This is a genomic window from Collinsella sp. An271 (genome assembly GCF_002159695.1).
GTDB classification, from domain to species: domain Bacteria; phylum Actinomycetota; class Coriobacteriia; order Coriobacteriales; family Coriobacteriaceae; genus Collinsella; species Collinsella ihumii.
In genome coordinates, this window is record NZ_NFJE01000002.1 from 66,492 (window position 1) to 82,441 (window position 15,950).

Genomic DNA, 15,950 nt, shown 5'->3' on the forward strand with positions numbered 1-15,950 from the left:
CCGCGAGGCGCCCGCACGGGGCGCGAGGCCCTATGATGGAGTTGAACTATGCACATCGCGCAGGCGCCCTCGGCGGGGCGCGGGCGCGGTTGGTACCGTATGCCCCTTCGAGTAGAGACGGATCCGCCATGGCAGTCAAAGACAAAGACCGCAAGAAAGACGACAAGAAGAAAGACCCCGCGCCGCTTGAGGGCATCCCCCAGGCGGAGCGTTACGATTTCTCCTACACCCAGAACCGTGAGCTCTCCTGGCTGCGCTTCGATGACCGTGTGCTCGCCGAGGCATACGACGAGTCGGTGCCGCTGTTCGAGCGCCTCAAGTTCGTGTCCATCTTCGAGAGCAACCTCGACGAGTTCTTCATGATCCGCATCGGCGGCCTGTCCGACCTGGCAACGCTCAAGCACCAGCCGCGCGACAACAAGAGCAACCTCACGCCGTCCGAGCAGATCGACAAGGTGTTCGAGGCCCTGCCGCCGCTGTACGCCCGCCAGGCGCGCGCCTTCCACGAGCTCGAGGAGGAGCTCGCCGACCGCGGCATGGTGCGCCTGGAGCCCAGCACCCTGATCGGCGACGAGCGCACGTTCGTCGAGGGGTACTTCAAATCCTTCATCTCCCCCATCATCTCCCCGCTCGTCATCGACCCGCGCCACCCGTTCCCCAACCTGCGCAACGGCGGCCTGTACCTGGTCTGCAGCCTCGCGGCGTCGGCCGACGAGTCCGGCCTGCTCGGCCTCATCGAGGTTCCCGCCTCGCTGCCGCGCGTCATCGAGATCCCTAGCACCACGGGCGAGTACCGCTACATCCTGCTCGAGGACGTCATCATGTCCTGCATCGACGGGTGCTTCGGCTCCTACGAGCCGCAGGACCGCGCCGTGATCCGCGTCATCCGCAACGCCGACATCGACCCGGACGGCGAGGGAGTCGAGGAGGAAGAGGACTACCGCCAGCACATGAAGCGCATCCTGAAGAAGCGCCTGCGCCTGCAGCCGGTCTACCTCTTCATCCGCGGCAAGCTCGAGCGCGAGACCGTCAAGCCGATCCGCCAGGCGCTCGAGCTCTCCGGGCGCGCGACGGCGGTCGTGGACATCCCGCTCGATCTGGGCTACGTGTACTCGCTGGAGTCCCATATCCCGGAGGCGTCACGCCACGAGCTGCTCTTCGACCCCTTCACGCCGCAGAACAACCCCGGATTCGACTCCGGGCGCAGCATGCGCGAGCAGGTCATCGAGGGCGACAAGCTGCTGTTCTACCCGTATGAGTCCATGAACCCGTTTTTGGATCTCGTGCACGAGGCGGCCTACGACGACGACTGCTTCTCCATCCGCATCACGCTCTACCGCGTGGCCAAGCAGTCGCGCCTGTGCGAGTCGCTGATCGCCGCCGCCGAGAACGGCAAGGAAGTCACCGTCCTGATGGAGCTGCGCGCCCGCTTCGACGAGGAGAACAACATCGAGTGGGCCGAGCGCCTCGAGGAGGCCGGCTGCACCGTCATCTACGGCTCCGAGGGCTTCAAGTGCCACTCCAAGATCTGCCAGATCACCTACCGCGAGGGCATGGCGGTCACCCGCATCACGCTGCTGGGAACCGGCAACTTCAACGAGAAGACCGCGAAGCTCTATTCGGACTTCATGCTCATGACCGCGCACCCCGGCATCGGCGAGGACGCGAACTCCTTCTTCCAGAACCTGTCGCTGGGCAACCTGCGCGGCAGCTACCGCTATCTGGGCGTGGCGCCTGCGGGCCTGAAGCCGCTCATCATGACCGGCCTGAACCGCGAGATCGACCGCGCGCAGGCGGGCCTGCCGGCGCGCGTGTTCTTCAAGCTCAACTCGCTGACCGACCGCGAGGTCATCGATAAGATCTCCGAGGCGAGCCGCGCCGGCGTGCAGGTCGAGATGATCATCCGCGGCATCTCCTGCCTGCTGCCGGGCGTTGCGGGCAAGACCGAGAACGTGCACATCCGCTCCATCGTGGGGCGCTACCTCGAGCACGCGCGCGTCTACGCGTTCGGCGAGGACGCCGACACGGTCTACCTGTCGAGCGCCGACATGATGACCCGCAACACCGAGCACCGCGTGGAGATCGCGTTCCCCGTGCTCGACGCCGGCGTGCGCGCGCAGGTCATCCAATACATGGACATCCAGCTGAAGGACAACGTGAAGGCGCGCGAGCTCACGCCCAAGGGCCTGTGGGCCCCCATCGTGCGCGCCGTGGGCGACGAGCCCTTCATCGCGCAGGAGCACCTGATGACGCTTGCGATCGAGCGCGCCAGCTCCGCCGAGAAGGCCGCGTCCAAGCGCGCCGCCGCGCGCCCGACGGTCCCCATGGGGACGCCGCCGGCGGCCGCCGTCGAGGCCGATCACGAGCTCGTGCTCGAGGGCGCGGGCCATCCCGACGGCATGCCGGTGGAGCCCGCGCCCATCGTCGAGCCGCAGCCGGCGCCTGTGGCTGGGCCGCAGCCGGCGCCCGCGCCTCAGCCCGCGCCGGTCGAGCAGCCGGCGCCCGCGGCAGCGCCGCAACCCGCGGCAGCGCCGCAACCCGCGCCCGCGCCGCAGCCGGCGCCCGCAACGGAGCCCGAGCCGGTCGTTCAGCCCTCCGTGGCACCCGAGCCCGCACCGCAGGCGGCCCCTGCCCAGCAGCCCGCCGCCGAGGCGCAGCCCGCGCCTAAGCCCGCGCCGGCACCCGAGCCGGTCGCGGCGCCCCAGCCCGCTCCGACGCCGGAGCCCGCCTTCGAGCCCGAGCCCGAGCCTGAGCCCGCGCAGCCGCGCGCGACGTCGGTCAAGGCCACGATCATCGACCCGCAGGAGGATGCCGACGAGGTCGACGAGGACCTCGACGAGAAGGACGGCGGCACGAAGACCATCGTCATCCGCCGCATCGGTCGCGTCGCCACGGGCTTCGCGCTCATCGGCATGGGCTTCAAGACCCTGCTGTTCGGCAGCAAGCAGGAGCATGAGCGCGAGGCCGAGAGGCTGCAGCGCATCCAGCAGCGCCAGCAGGACCAGATGCTCAAGGCGCAGCGGATCGAGAACAAGCAGCGCAAACAGGCCCTGCGCCAGCAGAAGCAGCAGCAAAAGCAGCGCCAGCAGATGCTCGACCAGCAGAAGAAGGCCCTCAAGCAGCAGAAAAAGGAGCTGAAGCAGAAGAAGCGCGACATGCGCTAGCGATAAGCCCGCGTCCCGCACCGCATCGGCCGCCCGTGCGCTCCCCCGCACGGGCGGCCTCGTTTTGGCACCCATGGGTTCGTTGGGGACGGGTTCGTTTCAACCCATCGCGACCGAGGGGAGGCGCCGATGACGCGAACAGGGCGGGCAAATCCGTGGTCGGCTCGTGAATCCGTCGACATCTACCAGCGCTTTCGCTAAGCTGCGCATAGCACATATCACGTAATGGAAGGTTCCCTCATGAAACTCACCGTCGACAGCATGACCTACGGCCCGGACGGCCTCGCGCGCACCGAGGACGGCAAGGCCGTCTTCGTGTCGGGAGGTGTCGTGGGCGACGTCGTGGAGGCCGACGTGGTGAGCACGGGCTCCTCGTTCGACCGCGCCGTCGTCTCCGAGATCCTCGAGCCCTCGAACCAGCGCGTGCAGGCGCCCTGCCCCTTTGTGGGCATCTGCGGCGGCTGCCCGTGGGGCAACCTTTCGATGGACGCCCAGCGCGCGGCCAAGGAGGGCAACCTGCGCTCGACGCTGCGCCGCATCGGCCGCTTCTCCGACGAGGAGGTCGACGCGATCGTCAAGCCCATCCGCCATGCGAAGGACGCCTGGGGCTACCGCAACAAGGTCGAGCTCGCGCCCTCGTGGGACAACAACCGCTTCCGCCTCGGCATGCACGGGGTCGACCCCGACCAGATCATCAAGGTGGACAGCTGCCCGCTTTTTGAGAAGAAGTACCCGCGCGCGGTGAAGGCGGTCGCCGGCGCCCTGTCCTATCTCGGCAATTCCCGCGATCTGGGCCTCGAGCGCGTCGGCATCCGCGCCAGCCGCAGGACCAAGGCGCTCGAGATCGCGCTGTGGACCCCCACCGGCGCCTTCCCGCGCGCCCAGGTCTCGCGCGTGCTCACCGACGCCGTCCATCCCACGAGCGTCGTGCGCGTCATGTCCAAGGGCGACCGGCGCGCTCGCAAGGTCGCCGGCGTAGAGGCGCTTGCAGGCGAGGGCTCGTGGACCGAGAAGATCGCCGACGGCGAGATGCGCCTATCCGCTCCCTCGTTCTTCCAGGTGAACACCGCCGCAGCCGAAATCCTCATCGAGCTGGTCATGGACGCGCTCGACCCCGGTGCCGACGACGTCGCCATCGACCTGTACTGCGGAGCCGGCACGTTCACCCTCCCGCTCGCCCGCCGCTGCGCCTACGTGGCGGCCGTCGAGGCCTACGGCCCCGCCATCCGCGACCTGCGCCGCAACCTCGAGATCGCACGGCTGGACAACGTCGACCCCATCGGCGGCGACGCGGTGCGCGAGTTCCCCGACGAGGACGCCGACGTGCTCGTCGTCGACCCGCCGCGCGCGGGACTCGACCCCGCCGCCATCGACCTGATCGCGGGCACGTCGGTGCGCGACGTGGCCTACGTCTCGTGCGACCCCGCCACGCTCGCGCGCGACCTGCGGCGCTTCCTCGACGAGGGCACCTTCAAGGTCGTCTCCGCCACGCCGGTCGACCTGTTCCCGCAGACGTTCCACTGCGAGACGGTCGCCCATCTCACCCGCGCCTAGGGGCGCCCGGGTTCCCGGTGGCCGGACGTTCCCCCCAACGTTGCCGCACCCCATACTCGCCCGCGCGAAACAGGGTATAAACAGTCAATATCCCCGATGAAAGGATGCATCATGTCCGCCGTTGCCGTTCTTGCCGCTGATGGCTTCGAGACCATCGAGTGCCTGACCATCGTCGATGTGCTGAGGAGGGGCGGGGTGCGCGTAGCCCTGGTGTCGGTGATGTCGACGCGCGATGTCGTGACCGCCCAGCAGATCTCCGTCACCTGCGACTGCACCCTGGACGAGATCGATTTCGCCGAGTTCGACTACATCGTGCTGCCGGGCGGCATGCCGGGCACCGCCCACCTGCGCGCCGACGAGCGCGTATGCGACCTGGTCCGCGAGTTCGCCGCGACCAAGCACGTCGCCGCCATCTGCGCCGCGCCCTCGATCTTGGGCGAGCTCGGCCTGCTCGAGGGGCGCCGCGCGACGTGCTTCCCCGGCTACGAGAAGACCTTCCCGGAGGGCACCTTCGCAGGTCCCAAGACCGTTGTGGTCGACGGCAACATCATCACGGCATCGGCCATGGGGCAGGCGCTCCCCTTCGCCCTGGCCGTTCTCGGCGACATCGCGGGCGACGTGGCGGTGGACAAGGTCCGCCAGGGCATCCAGCTCTAGGACGCGCCCATGATCTTGGCATCGCAATCCCCGCGCCGCATCGAGCTCATGCGCGAGGCGGGTTTTGACTTCCGGGTCGCCCCCGCGGATATCGACGAGTCGCCGCGTGAGGGCGAGACGCCCTTCGAGCTGGTCGAGCGCCTGGCCGTCTCAAAGGCCGCGTGCATCGCGGGCACCGTCGCCGAGCCCGGCGAGCTGGTCGTCGCCGCAGACACCATCGTCGCCATCGACGGCGAGCTGCTGGGAAAGCCTGCGGACGCCGCCGACGCCCACCGCATGCTGCGCGAGCTGTCCGGGCGCACCCATCAGGTGGCGACCGGCGTATGCCTGATCGTCGCCGGCGACAGCTCCCGCGCGCCCCATTCGTTCGTCGACGTCACCGACGTGACCTTCTACGACCTGACCGATGAGGAGATCGACGCCTACGTCGCGAGCGGCGAGCCGCTCGACAAGGCGGGCGCCTACGGCATCCAGGGCATCGGCGGACGCCTGCTCGTTCGCGGCATCGATGGCGACTTCTACAACGTCGTGGGCCTCCCCATCGCCAAGACCGTCCGCGCCATCCGCCGCTACGCCGTGGTGGCCGGCAGCTGACGCAATCCGGCCCTCTCTGCATCCGTCCTTCCGCGCCCGTTGAGCCTGTTGAGAAATGAGTTGACCATGAGCGATTCTTTGGAGCCGATTTCCATAACCGATGTCGAGGGGTTCTCCTTCGGCCACTGGACAAACCGCGAAGCCGCGACCGGCTGCACGGTCATCGTCGCGCCCCACGGCGCCTCGGCCGGCGTCGACGTGCGCGGCGGCGCCCCGGCGTCGCGCGAGACCGACCTGCTGCGCCCCGAGAACACCGTCGAGCAGGTTCACGCCGTCTGCCTGTCGGGCGGCTCGGCGTTCGGCCTCGAGGCGGCATCCGGCGTGGCACGCGAGCTGGAGAGCCGCGGCATCGGCCTCGACGTGGGCCCCACCCGCGTGCCCATCGTCTGCTCGAGCTGCCTGTTCGATCTCGCGTTCGGCGACGCGTTCGTGCGGCCGGACGTCGAGGCGGGCGCAGCCGCGACCCGACTCGCGCTGGACGGCAACGCGATCGGGCTCGCCGAGGGCACCGTCGGCGCGGGAACCGGCGCGACCGTCGGCAAGCTGCTCGGAATGGATCGCGCCATGAAGGGCGGACTGGGCGCACGCGCCTTCTCGCTCGGCGCGCTCAAGGTCGGCGCCATCAGCGCCGTCAACGCGTGCGGCAACGTCATCGACCCCGTCACGCTCGAACCCGTCGCGGGCGCACGCGTGAGCGCAGACGGGACGCGGATCGTCGACCTCGAGGAGGGCATGCTCGACGCCGGGGCCAACCTCACCATGCCGCTCGACCGGACGAACACGACGATCTCCTGCATCGTCACCAACGCCCGCCTCACCAAGGCGCAGGCCACCAAGGTGGCCCAGATGGCGGCCGACGCCTACGCGCACGTGATCCGACCGACGCACACGACCAACGACGGCGACACGATCTACGTGCTCGCTTCCGGCGGCGCCGATGCGCCCGCCTGCCCTCTCGACCTGCTGGGGCTCGTCGCGACCCGCGCGCTCGAGGCGGCGCTGGTCGCCGGGTGCCGCGAGGCGGAAGGGATCTGCGGACTGCCCGCGGCGCGCGACCTGTAGGGAGGCGCCGTTCGGCTCATAGCGTGCATGACCAGCCCCCGGCCACGGGGGCTTCTTTTTGCCGCACCTATCCGCCCGTCATGCCCCGTGGTGTTGAACACCCGCTAACGGTACCCAGAACTGCGAGGGAGGGCCCCAAATCGGGCCCTCCCTCGCAGTTCTGGGTACCGTTAGCGGGTAACCTGCTAGGGGCACAGCGGTCAACAAGGTCCTCTCCCGGCGAAAGTGGCTAGAAATTTCTATTTTGCTGTCAGCCAACCCGGATGAGGGCGCCCGCCTTGGCCGTCATGTCCGCTTCGGCCGCCCATGACGCGGGCGCCAAGGTCCCAAACGCCTCGAATACGGCCTCAACAGGGTGAGCGGCGGCGCCGCGGCGGGCCTTCGGGCCCGATCGCGCGACGCCGCTACAGCAAAACAGAAATTTCTAGCCACTTTCGCCGGGAGGAGGGTACGGCCGAGCCGGGGCGTTGACCTCGGGCAAGACGTCGGACCCTACTCGAGGGAGGCGAGCGCCTCCGGGAAGGGCGCCAGGCTCCGGCGCAGGATGCCGTGCATGTGCGCGATGGCCACGCCGTAGTTCGTCATGGGCACCCCCGCCTCGGCGGCCGCGGCCTGGCGGCTGCGCATCTCGCGCGCGTTCAGCATGCACCCGCCGCAGTGCACCACCGCGTCGAAGGCGGACAGGTCCTGCGCCTGCGGGAACTCGGTGCCGCTCGTGAATGCGAAGTCGAGCCGTGCGCCCGCATGCTCCTGCAGCCAGCGCGGCATCTTGACGGTCCCGATGTCCTCGCATTGGCGATGGTGGGTGCACCCCTCGCTGATGAGCACCCGGCTGCCCTCATGCAGCCGATCGAGCGCGGCGGCGCCGCGGACCGCCTCCACCAAATCCGCCTTGTAGCGCAGCATCAGGATGGAAAACGACGTGAGCGGCACCCGCTCGGGCACGGTACGGGCGACCTGGCCGAACACCTGCGAGTCGGTCACCACGAGCGCGGGCGGGCTGACGAGCGATCCGAGCGCGTCCTCGAGCTCCGTCTCGCGGCACACGACCGGCAGGCAGCCGTGGTCGAGCAGATCGCGAATCGTCAGCTGCTGGGGCATGATCAGGCGCCCCTTGGGTGCCGAGGCGTCGATGGGGCAGACGAGCACCACCGCGGCGCCCGGGTCCACGAGATCCGCGACCACACAGCGCTCGCGCGCCGACGGCGTCGCCATATGCGCCAGGCGCTCCTTGAGCTCGTCCACACCCGCGCCCGTCTGGGCGCTGACGGCGACCGCATGCTCCGCGAGGTCGGCATCGCTCGCGGCAAGCGATGCCAGGCCCTCGCGCGCCTGGGGCACATCGCACTTGTTCCACGCGATGGCAAAGGGGACCTGTCGCGCCCGAAACTGGCCGATCAGCTCGCGGTCCGCCTTTGTGAGCCCGCGCCCGCCATCGACCACGAGCACCGCGATATCGCAGCTCGCGAGCATGCGGCGCGCCCGCTCGACGCGCTTTTGGCCCAATTCGCCCTCGTCATCGATACCGGGCGTGTCGATGATCACCACCGGCCCCAGCGGCAACAGCTCCATCGCCTTCTTGACCGGATCGGTCGTGGTGCCGCGCACGTCGGACACCACGCAGAGCTCCTGTCCGGTCACCGCGTTCACCACGCTCGACTTGCCGGCGTTGCGCACGCCGAAAAACCCGATATGCACGCGCTCCGCCGAAGCGGTGTCGTTCAGTCCCATGTCGCCCACCTCTCTCGTCTTTCGCCACGTTGTATACGGACGGGAACTCCGCGCCCTCCTCCCGGCGGCGTCGCCGGGGGACGGACCGGCCGGCGCTTCCCTAAAACCTGAAATCGCGGCGGTTGGAGTTGCGGATGTCCGCGATGTGCTCGGTTGCGATCGCGCGCGTCTTGTCCTTGGGGATGCGCCCCAGCTCTCGCTCGATCAGCGGCCAGCCGACCGCGGCGGTCTCGGGAGACGCATAGTCGACCAGGTATTCGGCGAGCGTCATGAGCGCGTTGGGGTGGCAGCAGTTCAGGATCTGCCCGCTCTTGCACAGGCTCATGAAGCGGTCGCCCGTGCGGCCCTCGCGATAGCACGCCGTGCAGAAGCTCGGGATATGGTCGAGCTGCATGAGCCAGCGCACCACCTCGTCAAGCGAGCGCTGGTCGGACACGTCGAACTGCTCCGAATCGTGCGGACGGACCTCCTCCTCGTATCCGCCCACGCTCGTGCGCGAGCCGCCCGAGATCTGCGAGATGCCCAGCTCCAGCGCGCGGGCGCGCACGGCCTCGTTCTCGCGCGTGGAGATGATCATGCCCGTGTAGGGCACCGCGATGCGAATGCATGCGATGATCTTGGCGAAGATGTCGTCATCGATGCCGTTGTCGAACTCGTCGGGATCGATATCGTCGGCGCGCTTCAGGCGCGGCACGCTGATGGTGTGCGGCCCGACCCCGTGCACCGCCTCGAGGTGCTCGGCGTGGCAGAGCAGGCCGGCGAACTCGTAGCGGTATTTCTCCAGGCCGAACAGCACGCCCAGCCCCACATCGTCGATGCCGCCGTCCATTGCGCGATCCATCGCCTCGGTATGGTAGTCGTAGTCGTGCTTGGGTCCCGTCGGATGCAGCTCCAGGTAGCTCTTCTTGTCGTAGGTCTCCTGGAACAGGATGTAGGTGCCGATGCCCGCGTCCTTGAGCATGCGGTACTCCTCCACCGTCGTGGCCGCGATGTTCACGTTCACGCGGCGGATGGCCCCGTTTTTGTGCTTGATGGAGTAGATGGTGTCGATGCACTCCAGGATGTACTCGATGGGGTTCATCTTGGGATCCTCGCCCGCCTCGATGGCAAGGCGCTTGTGGCCCATGTCCTGCAGGGCGATGACCTCGCGGCGGACCTCGTCCTGCGTGAGCTTCTTGCGCGCGATGTGCTTGTTCTTGGCGTGATACGGGCAGTACGTGCAGCCGTTCACGCAATAGTTCGACAGGTAGAGCGGCGCGAACATCACGATGCGGTTGCCGTAGTAGGCCAGTTTGATCTGACGCGCGAGCTCGAAGATGCGCTCGTTCAGCTCGGGGATGTCGCAGGCGAGCAGCACGCTGGCTTCGCGGTGGTTCAGCCCCGCGCACCGGTACCCGTTGCCGGATCGGCGCGGCTTCGCCTTCTCGAGCAGGCTCTCGATGAGCTCCCTGTTGTGCTTGTTGGCCTCCGCGTAGTCGAGCGTCTCGCGGATCTCACCATCGTTGATGAACTCCTCGGCATACCGGGAGCCCAGATCGAACTTCGCCATATGTTCCTCCCCTTCGCGGTCAGGCGAAAAGCCTTCCCCCTCAGATTCGTGCGCGGCAGGCGATTGCCGCGAAAGCGGTTAGTCGGCGCTTCCCTCGCGCCCCGCTTCCATGCGACGCTTTGCGTCCCCGCGATCGACCACCACGCGATAGCCGATCGCCTCCATGCGCCGCGACAGGTCGGCCAACCCCTCGGCAGCCTCGCTTCCGGCGCACGCCTTATTATCATACAGCTCGTACTTTTTTCGAACGTCGGTCGGCGAAAGGTTGGGCATCACGACGTTCGCGCCCGCCAGCATCCCGCGCTCGCGGCCGTGCGGATCAATGGTGCCGAGGGCCGTCGTGGCGGGCAGGAGCAGCTCCGGACCGATCAGGCGCAGAAGGCTCAGCAGATAGCAGGTCATATCCGCCGTGCCCGCGGGTTCATGCGCGAACGGCGTCGCATGATGCGGCACGAACGGCCCGATGCCGACCATCGCCGGCCGGAACTCCTCGATGAACTTGAGATCCGCCGCGAGCGTGGCCGGCGTCTGGAAGGGAGACCCGACCATGAAGCCGCATCCCACCTGATACCCGATGTCCTTGAGGTCGCGCAGGCACGCCATGCGGCGGTCCCATGAGAGGTCCGCCGGATGCAGGCGCTCATAGTGCGCGGGGTTCGCCGTCTCATGACGCAGCAGGTAGCGGTCGGCCCCGGCATCGAAGAGCGCCTGGTAGCTGCCGCGATCCCGCTCACCGAGCGAAAGCGTGAGGGCGCAGTCGGAGTGCGCTTGCTTAATCGAGGAGACGATGCCGCACGCGACCTCGTCGGTAAACGCCGCGTCTTCCCCACCCTGCAGCACGAACGTGCGGAACCCGAGCTCGTATCCGGCGTCGCAGCAGGCAAGGATCTCCTCGGCATCCAGGCGGTACCGCTCCGCCATGCGATTCGAACGGCGCAGCCCGCAGTACAGGCAGTCGTTTTTGCAGTAGCTCGAGATCTCGATCAGCCCGCGGATGTAGACGTCTGTGCCGTAGACCCGGGTGCGCAGCTCCACGGCGCGCTCGGCGGCATAGGCGGCGATCTCCGGCGTGAACCCCTCGACTAGCTCCTCGTATTCCTTGAGATCCAAACGGTGCTCGACCGCAAGCCGGTCGATGAGCTCACGGGTCCGCGCGGGAGCGCTATTCCGCATCGGCGCCGTCCCCCTCGGACACCACGTTGGAATACAGGGTCTTGACGCTGACACCCGGCAGGGCGCCGATCTTGCCCGCCAGCGCCGACGTCTTGTCCTGCGGGGCGTCGAGTGCCACCGACATGACGCTCACCTGGCGCTGACGGTACGGCACGCCCATGCGCCCGATCACATAGCGGCGGTACTCGTGCAGCAGCTCGTTGAGCTCCTCCACCGCGTCCATGTTCTCCACGATGATCCCCATGATGGCGACGCGCGTCTTCTCCATTGGATCCTCCGCTCTTTTGCCTTGTGTTGTCTGACAGCGCGATTATACCCATGCCGCCCCCTGCGACGGGCTGTCGGCCGTCGGACGTGGGGGCGCGGATGCCGGGAACGCCCGGCGCACCCGGTGCCACGACCCCGACAAGATGCATAACCGCAGGTAGATGGCCTGCTGGGTGGCACGCGGGAAAACCGACCGCACGCACAATCAGGATGAAATGCCGGAAATCTAGGCATTTCACCCCCGTTGTCCCCTTTTTGTCCCCCGCCGGTGCCCTGGCGATGTTTCTAGAGCAGAATGCACGTCATCTGGGTATCAGCACCATAAAGGACCATGCGAGGGGAGGCGCCATGAAACCCCGTCCACCGCAGCAACGCCGAAAGACCGCCGTTATCGCCATCATCGTCGCGGCCGTCGCGCTGGCCGTCGTCGGCATCGGGCTTACCTGGGGATTCCTCCTGCCGGGCGGCTCGCCTCGCCCCGCATTGAAGGCGACCGAGCTGACCCGCGCGAATAGCGGAGGCGCTCCTGCCGTGGACGACTCCCATGACGATCAGGGCGCCCGCGCCCTCGCAGGGCTCGGGATCCGCCTCCTGCAGCAAGAGGACGCCGTTCAGGCGGCGGACAACGCCCTCGTCTCCCCCATCTCGATCGCAAGCGCCCTCGGCATGACGGCGAACGGGGCGGAAGACGCCACGAAGGAGCAGATGGAGTCCGTGCTCGGCATCGAGACGGACGCGCTCAACGAATACCTTGTGGCCCTTCGGCTCGACTCCCCCAGCGAACCGGAACGGGAAGGCGATCCCGCGCTTCGCCTCTCGAACTCGATCTGGTTGCGCGATACGCCCGAGCTCAGCGTCGAGCAGTCGTTTTTGGATGCCGCCTCGACGTGGTACGCAGCATCGGTCTTCTGCGCCCCCTTCGACTCCTCGACCGCACACGACATCAACGAATGGGTCGGTTACGAGACCGACGGCATGATCGACCGGCTTCTCGAGGAGGACAAGCCGCTTCCCGAAGACGCCATGCTCTACCTCATCAACGCGCTGGCCTTCGAGGGCGCATGGCAGGACCCCTACAGCGACGCATTCGTTGAGACGGCACCTTTTACCTGCGAGGATGGATCCCAGCAGCGCGTCGACCTCATGTATAGCTACGAGGACACCTATCTCGAAGCGGACCTTGCAAACGGGACGGTCGTCACAGACGGACAGGCCTCCGCCGCGATTCCGGACGCATCGCGCATCACGGGCTTCATGAAGCGCTATCGGGGCGGGACCTACGCGTTCGCAGCGCTGCTGCCACCCGAAGGGACCACGGTCGCCGACACGGTCTCGCGCCTGAGCGGCGAGGTGCTTGCCTCCATGCTCGAACAGCCCTGGTCGACACCGGTCGACGCCTACCTGCCCGCGTTCAGTTACGATTACAGCACCGACTTGGCCGAGTCGCTCAAAGCCCTCGGCATGACCGACGCGTTCGACCAGTACGTCGCGGACTTCTCCGGCATGACGGAGAGCATGCCGCTCCACATCTCGAAGGTGCTGCACAAGACCCATATCGACGTCGATCGCAAGGGAACGCGTGCCGCCGCCGTCACCTCGGTGCAGATGGAAGCGGGGGCGTCCGCCCCGGGAGAGCCGGTCGAGCCGAAGACGGTGCGCCTCGACCGTCCGTTCATCTACCTGATCGTCGACACGCGGACCAACACGCCGCTGTTCATCGGCACGTACCTGCATGGCGATGAGGGTGCCGCCTGATTCGGCCTGTGCCTTTCGCCCCGCGACCCTGCTGGGAACATGGGCGAACACGGCCCCGTCCAAAGCGCCGCAAAACGTATCAGCCCCCGTGTCTTGCATGGGACACGGGGGCTGGTTCCCTAGTTGAACTTGAAGATCTTGCTCGCAAGATGGTATGCGCCGATGGTCAGCTTGTCGCCGGCGCGCGTGGGCAGGTTCGTCCCCACGCCCAAGACGCCGTATCGCGCGTGGCGATACATCCGCTCGTCATAGGCCTTGAGGTCATGCCACAGCTCGCGGATCCAAGTCTTGGCCTCAGGGTTGTCCGAAAGCTTGGAGAACACCGAGCAGATGGTCATCATCATGGTGAAGTAGTGCATCATGTACGAGCGCAGGCGCGCGGGCTCCACGTCGTCGTAGAGATGGTAGGCCTCCATCATGATGCGCGTGATGCGGAACTGCTGGTCCAGACGCCTGACCATCGTGGTCTCGTTGACGCTTTGGCCCTCGCGGCCGATGAAGTACCGGTACAGGTCGATATCGGCGTAGTAGAGCGTCTTGCAGCGCGGCAGGGGCACGTACGCATAGATGTTATCCACGTAGAACGTGTGCGCGGGAAGCGGGAGATCGGCCTCGCGCAGCACGTCGGTGCGATAGCACAGGCTGTGCATGAGCAGGTTCTGGTCGGGGCGGAAGCGTCCCACCTCGTCCCACGAGAACACGCGCTTGCGCGGCAGCGCCGAACGGTAGCTGATCGCCGTATGCGTGCCCTCGTGCAGCTTCTCGTACACGTAGTTCGAGATGAACAGGTCGACGCGGTTGCCGCGCTCCTCGAAACCGCGCAGGATCGTGAGCATGGTCGACAGCGCGGACGCATCGAGCCAGTCGTCGGAGTCGACCACCTTGTAATAGGTGCCCGTCGCCTCGCGCAGGCCGGAGAGGACGGCGATGCCGTGACCGCCGTTCTCCTGATGCACCGCGCGGATGATGCCCGGGTAGCGGGCCTCCCACTCGTCGGCCTTGGCGGGCGTCTCGTCGACGCTGCCGTCATCGACGATGATGATCTCGATGTCGGACGCATAGCCGGACCCCTCCAAGATGGAGGAGATGCAGCGATCCATATCTCCCGCCGCGTTGAACGACGGGATGCCGAACGTGATGACCTTGTGCGAAGCGCTCTTAGGCATGGCAGGCAATGATCTCATCCGACAGCGTGAGGGCGGAATCCGTCACGGCGTCCATGTCGTAGTAGCGGTACTCGGCCAGACGGCCCACCGGGTGGAAGTTCGTGAGGTTCACCACGCGGTCGAGATAGCGCTCGTACAGGGCGCGGTTCTCAGGATCGAGGATCGCGTAGTACGGCGTCTGGCCGCTTCCGGGCTCGTAGGAGTGGCTGTACTCCTTCATGATGGTGGTCTTGCCGGGCACGACCTGGCCGGTCATGTTCTTGAACTCGGTGATGCGCGTGAAGTCCTCGCTCGTGGTGTAGTTCACGGTGCCCACGGGCTGGTACTGGTCCATGTCGAGGGTCTCGAACTTCATGTCGAGCGTGCGGTACGGCAGCGCGCCGAGGTCGAGGCCGAACAGCTCGTCGAGCGGACCGGTGTAGACGATCTCGCCGCCGTAGACCTTGCCGCAAACCGACACGGTCGTCTCGCCGATCTCGAAGATGTCGCGGGCGTCGACGTCGCAGAACACGTCGATCAGGTCATGGTCGAGCATGTTCTCGAACATATGGGTGTAGCCCTTGGCAGGCATGCCCTGGAACGGAGCCTGCGGGAAGTAGCGGTCGTCGTCGCCGATGAAGATGGGCACGCGGCCGGTCACCGACGGGTCGATCTGGTCGGGCGTCTGGCCCCACTGCTTCATGGTGTAGTGCAGAAAGACGTTCTCGTACACGTAGTCGGCGACCTCGACGAGCTCGGGGTCGTTCTTGGCGCGCAGCTCCATGATGGGGACCTTCTTGTCCTCACCGAAGGTCTCGACGAGCTTACGGTACAGCTGCTCGCCGCGCTCCTCGCCGAACGCGAGCTTCAGACTCTTGTGGTTGAACGGAACGGGCATGAGGGTGCCGTGGATGTTCGCAAGGACCTTGTGCTGATAGTCGGTCCACTCGGTGAAGCGCGACAGGAAGTTGTGGACGCGCTCGTTGAACGTGTGGTAGATGTGCGGACCGTACTCATGGATGAGGATGCCCGCATCGTCCAGGCAATCGTATGCGTTGCCGGCGATATGGTTGCGCCTCTCGAGCACGGCGACACGGAAACCAGAGGTCTCGGCCAGGCGGCGAGCGCACACCGCGCCTGCGTATCCGGCACCCACGACGATCATGTCGTACGAATCGGGATTGAACGTCTCAGGTAGACCAGACGTGATCTGCATCGAAGCTCCTTGCAAATAAGTCCCTATACCAAAAAACACTTGCAACGCATCTCGCGGCAAAATGTTTCAAGGATTATAGCGCT

12 protein-coding genes are annotated in these 15,950 nt (G+C 66.8%); 6 read left to right on the forward strand and 6 right to left on the reverse strand.

From position 1 onward, the window contains the following. Positions 1-128 precede the first annotated feature (128 nt). From ppk1 to B5F74_RS01935, 5 genes are all read left to right on the forward strand, one after another. Positions 129-3,164 carry a polyphosphate kinase 1 gene (gene ppk1, locus B5F74_RS01915; RefSeq protein WP_204212390.1) on the forward strand — a complete coding sequence of 1,012 codons (3,036 nt, stop codon included), beginning with the start codon at positions 129-131 and terminating at the stop codon, positions 3,162-3,164. Positions 3,165-3,404: 240 nt separating this feature from the next. Further along, positions 3,405-4,718: a 23S rRNA (uracil(1939)-C(5))-methyltransferase RlmD gene (gene rlmD / locus B5F74_RS01920; RefSeq protein WP_087199574.1), complete on the forward strand. Its 1,314-nt coding sequence runs from the start codon at positions 3,405-3,407 to the stop codon at positions 4,716-4,718. 111 nt (positions 4,719-4,829) lie between these two features. Then, positions 4,830-5,375: a DJ-1 family glyoxalase III gene (locus B5F74_RS01925; protein ID WP_066831816.1), complete on the forward strand. Its 546-nt coding sequence runs from the start codon at positions 4,830-4,832 to the stop codon at positions 5,373-5,375. A 9-nt stretch (positions 5,376-5,384) separates the two neighbouring features. Then, positions 5,385-5,969 (forward strand): Maf family protein, encoded by a 585-nt coding sequence (locus B5F74_RS01930; protein ID WP_087199575.1) that lies wholly within the window; start codon positions 5,385-5,387, stop codon positions 5,967-5,969. Positions 5,970-6,035: 66 nt separating this feature from the next. Continuing rightward, on the forward strand, positions 6,036-7,031 hold the full coding sequence (locus B5F74_RS01935; protein WP_087199577.1) for a P1 family peptidase: 996 nt from the start codon (positions 6,036-6,038) through the stop codon (positions 7,029-7,031). Between the two features lie 492 nt (positions 7,032-7,523). On the opposite strand, the gene hydF is transcribed toward B5F74_RS01935, so the two are convergent. The 4 genes from hydF to B5F74_RS01955 all read right to left on the reverse strand — a co-directional run bounded on the left by hydF (position 7,524) and on the right by B5F74_RS01955 (position 11,752). Then, positions 7,524-8,762, reverse strand: a complete 1,239-nt coding sequence (gene hydF / locus B5F74_RS01940; protein WP_087199579.1) for a [FeFe] hydrogenase H-cluster maturation GTPase HydF — start codon at positions 8,760-8,762, stop codon at positions 7,524-7,526. 100 nt (positions 8,763-8,862) lie between these two features. Then, entirely contained in the window at positions 8,863-10,311 is a 1,449-nt protein-coding gene (gene hydG / locus B5F74_RS01945; RefSeq protein WP_066831826.1) for a [FeFe] hydrogenase H-cluster radical SAM maturase HydG, read from the reverse strand. A gap of 78 nt (positions 10,312-10,389) precedes the next feature. Beyond that, positions 10,390-11,484, reverse strand: coding sequence for a [FeFe] hydrogenase H-cluster radical SAM maturase HydE (hydE, locus tag B5F74_RS01950; RefSeq protein WP_087199581.1), 1,095 nt, complete (start codon positions 11,482-11,484; stop codon positions 10,390-10,392). Then, the gene (locus tag B5F74_RS01955; protein ID WP_066831830.1) at positions 11,474-11,752 is read right to left on the reverse strand and encodes a TM1266 family iron-only hydrogenase system putative regulator; all 279 of its coding nucleotides are present in this window, start codon (positions 11,750-11,752) and stop codon (positions 11,474-11,476) included. The genes hydE and B5F74_RS01955 overlap by 11 nt, the downstream gene beginning before the upstream one ends. A gap of 347 nt (positions 11,753-12,099) precedes the next feature. Between B5F74_RS01955 and B5F74_RS01960 the strand changes: the two genes are divergently transcribed. Further along, entirely contained in the window at positions 12,100-13,506 is a 1,407-nt protein-coding gene (locus tag B5F74_RS01960; RefSeq protein WP_158095663.1) for a serpin family protein, read from the forward strand. A gap of 119 nt (positions 13,507-13,625) precedes the next feature. On the opposite strand, the gene B5F74_RS01965 is transcribed toward B5F74_RS01960, so the two are convergent. Both B5F74_RS01965 and glf read right to left on the reverse strand, forming a co-directional pair. Beyond that, the gene (locus B5F74_RS01965; protein ID WP_204212392.1) at positions 13,626-14,672 is read right to left on the reverse strand and encodes a glycosyltransferase family 2 protein; all 1,047 of its coding nucleotides are present in this window, start codon (positions 14,670-14,672) and stop codon (positions 13,626-13,628) included. Next, a complete protein-coding gene (gene glf, locus B5F74_RS01970; protein ID WP_066831839.1) occupies positions 14,665-15,867 on the reverse strand; it encodes a UDP-galactopyranose mutase in 1,203 nt (400 codons plus the stop codon). The genes B5F74_RS01965 and glf overlap by 8 nt, the downstream gene beginning before the upstream one ends. Between the last annotated feature and the right edge of the window lie 83 nt (positions 15,868-15,950).

Coding starts and splice junctions, on each gene's coding strand:
- ppk1 (WP_204212390.1), top strand. CDS start 129: ATGGCAGTCAAAGACAAAGACCGCAAGAAAGACGACAAGAAGAAAGAC.
- rlmD (WP_087199574.1), top strand. CDS start 3,405: ATGAAACTCACCGTCGACAGCATGACCTACGGCCCGGACGGCCTCGCG.
- B5F74_RS01925 (WP_066831816.1), top strand. CDS start 4,830: ATGTCCGCCGTTGCCGTTCTTGCCGCTGATGGCTTCGAGACCATCGAG.
- B5F74_RS01930 (WP_087199575.1), top strand. CDS start 5,385: ATGATCTTGGCATCGCAATCCCCGCGCCGCATCGAGCTCATGCGCGAG.
- B5F74_RS01935 (WP_087199577.1), top strand. CDS start 6,036: ATGAGCGATTCTTTGGAGCCGATTTCCATAACCGATGTCGAGGGGTTC.
- hydF (WP_087199579.1), bottom strand. CDS start 8,762: ATGGGACTGAACGACACCGCTTCGGCGGAGCGCGTGCATATCGGGTTT.
- hydG (WP_066831826.1), bottom strand. CDS start 10,311: ATGGCGAAGTTCGATCTGGGCTCCCGGTATGCCGAGGAGTTCATCAAC.
- hydE (WP_087199581.1), bottom strand. CDS start 11,484: ATGCGGAATAGCGCTCCCGCGCGGACCCGTGAGCTCATCGACCGGCTT.
- B5F74_RS01955 (WP_066831830.1), bottom strand. CDS start 11,752: ATGGAGAAGACGCGCGTCGCCATCATGGGGATCATCGTGGAGAACATG.
- B5F74_RS01960 (WP_158095663.1), top strand. CDS start 12,100: ATGAAACCCCGTCCACCGCAGCAACGCCGAAAGACCGCCGTTATCGCC.
- B5F74_RS01965 (WP_204212392.1), bottom strand. CDS start 14,672: ATGCCTAAGAGCGCTTCGCACAAGGTCATCACGTTCGGCATCCCGTCG.
- glf (WP_066831839.1), bottom strand. CDS start 15,867: ATGCAGATCACGTCTGGTCTACCTGAGACGTTCAATCCCGATTCGTAC.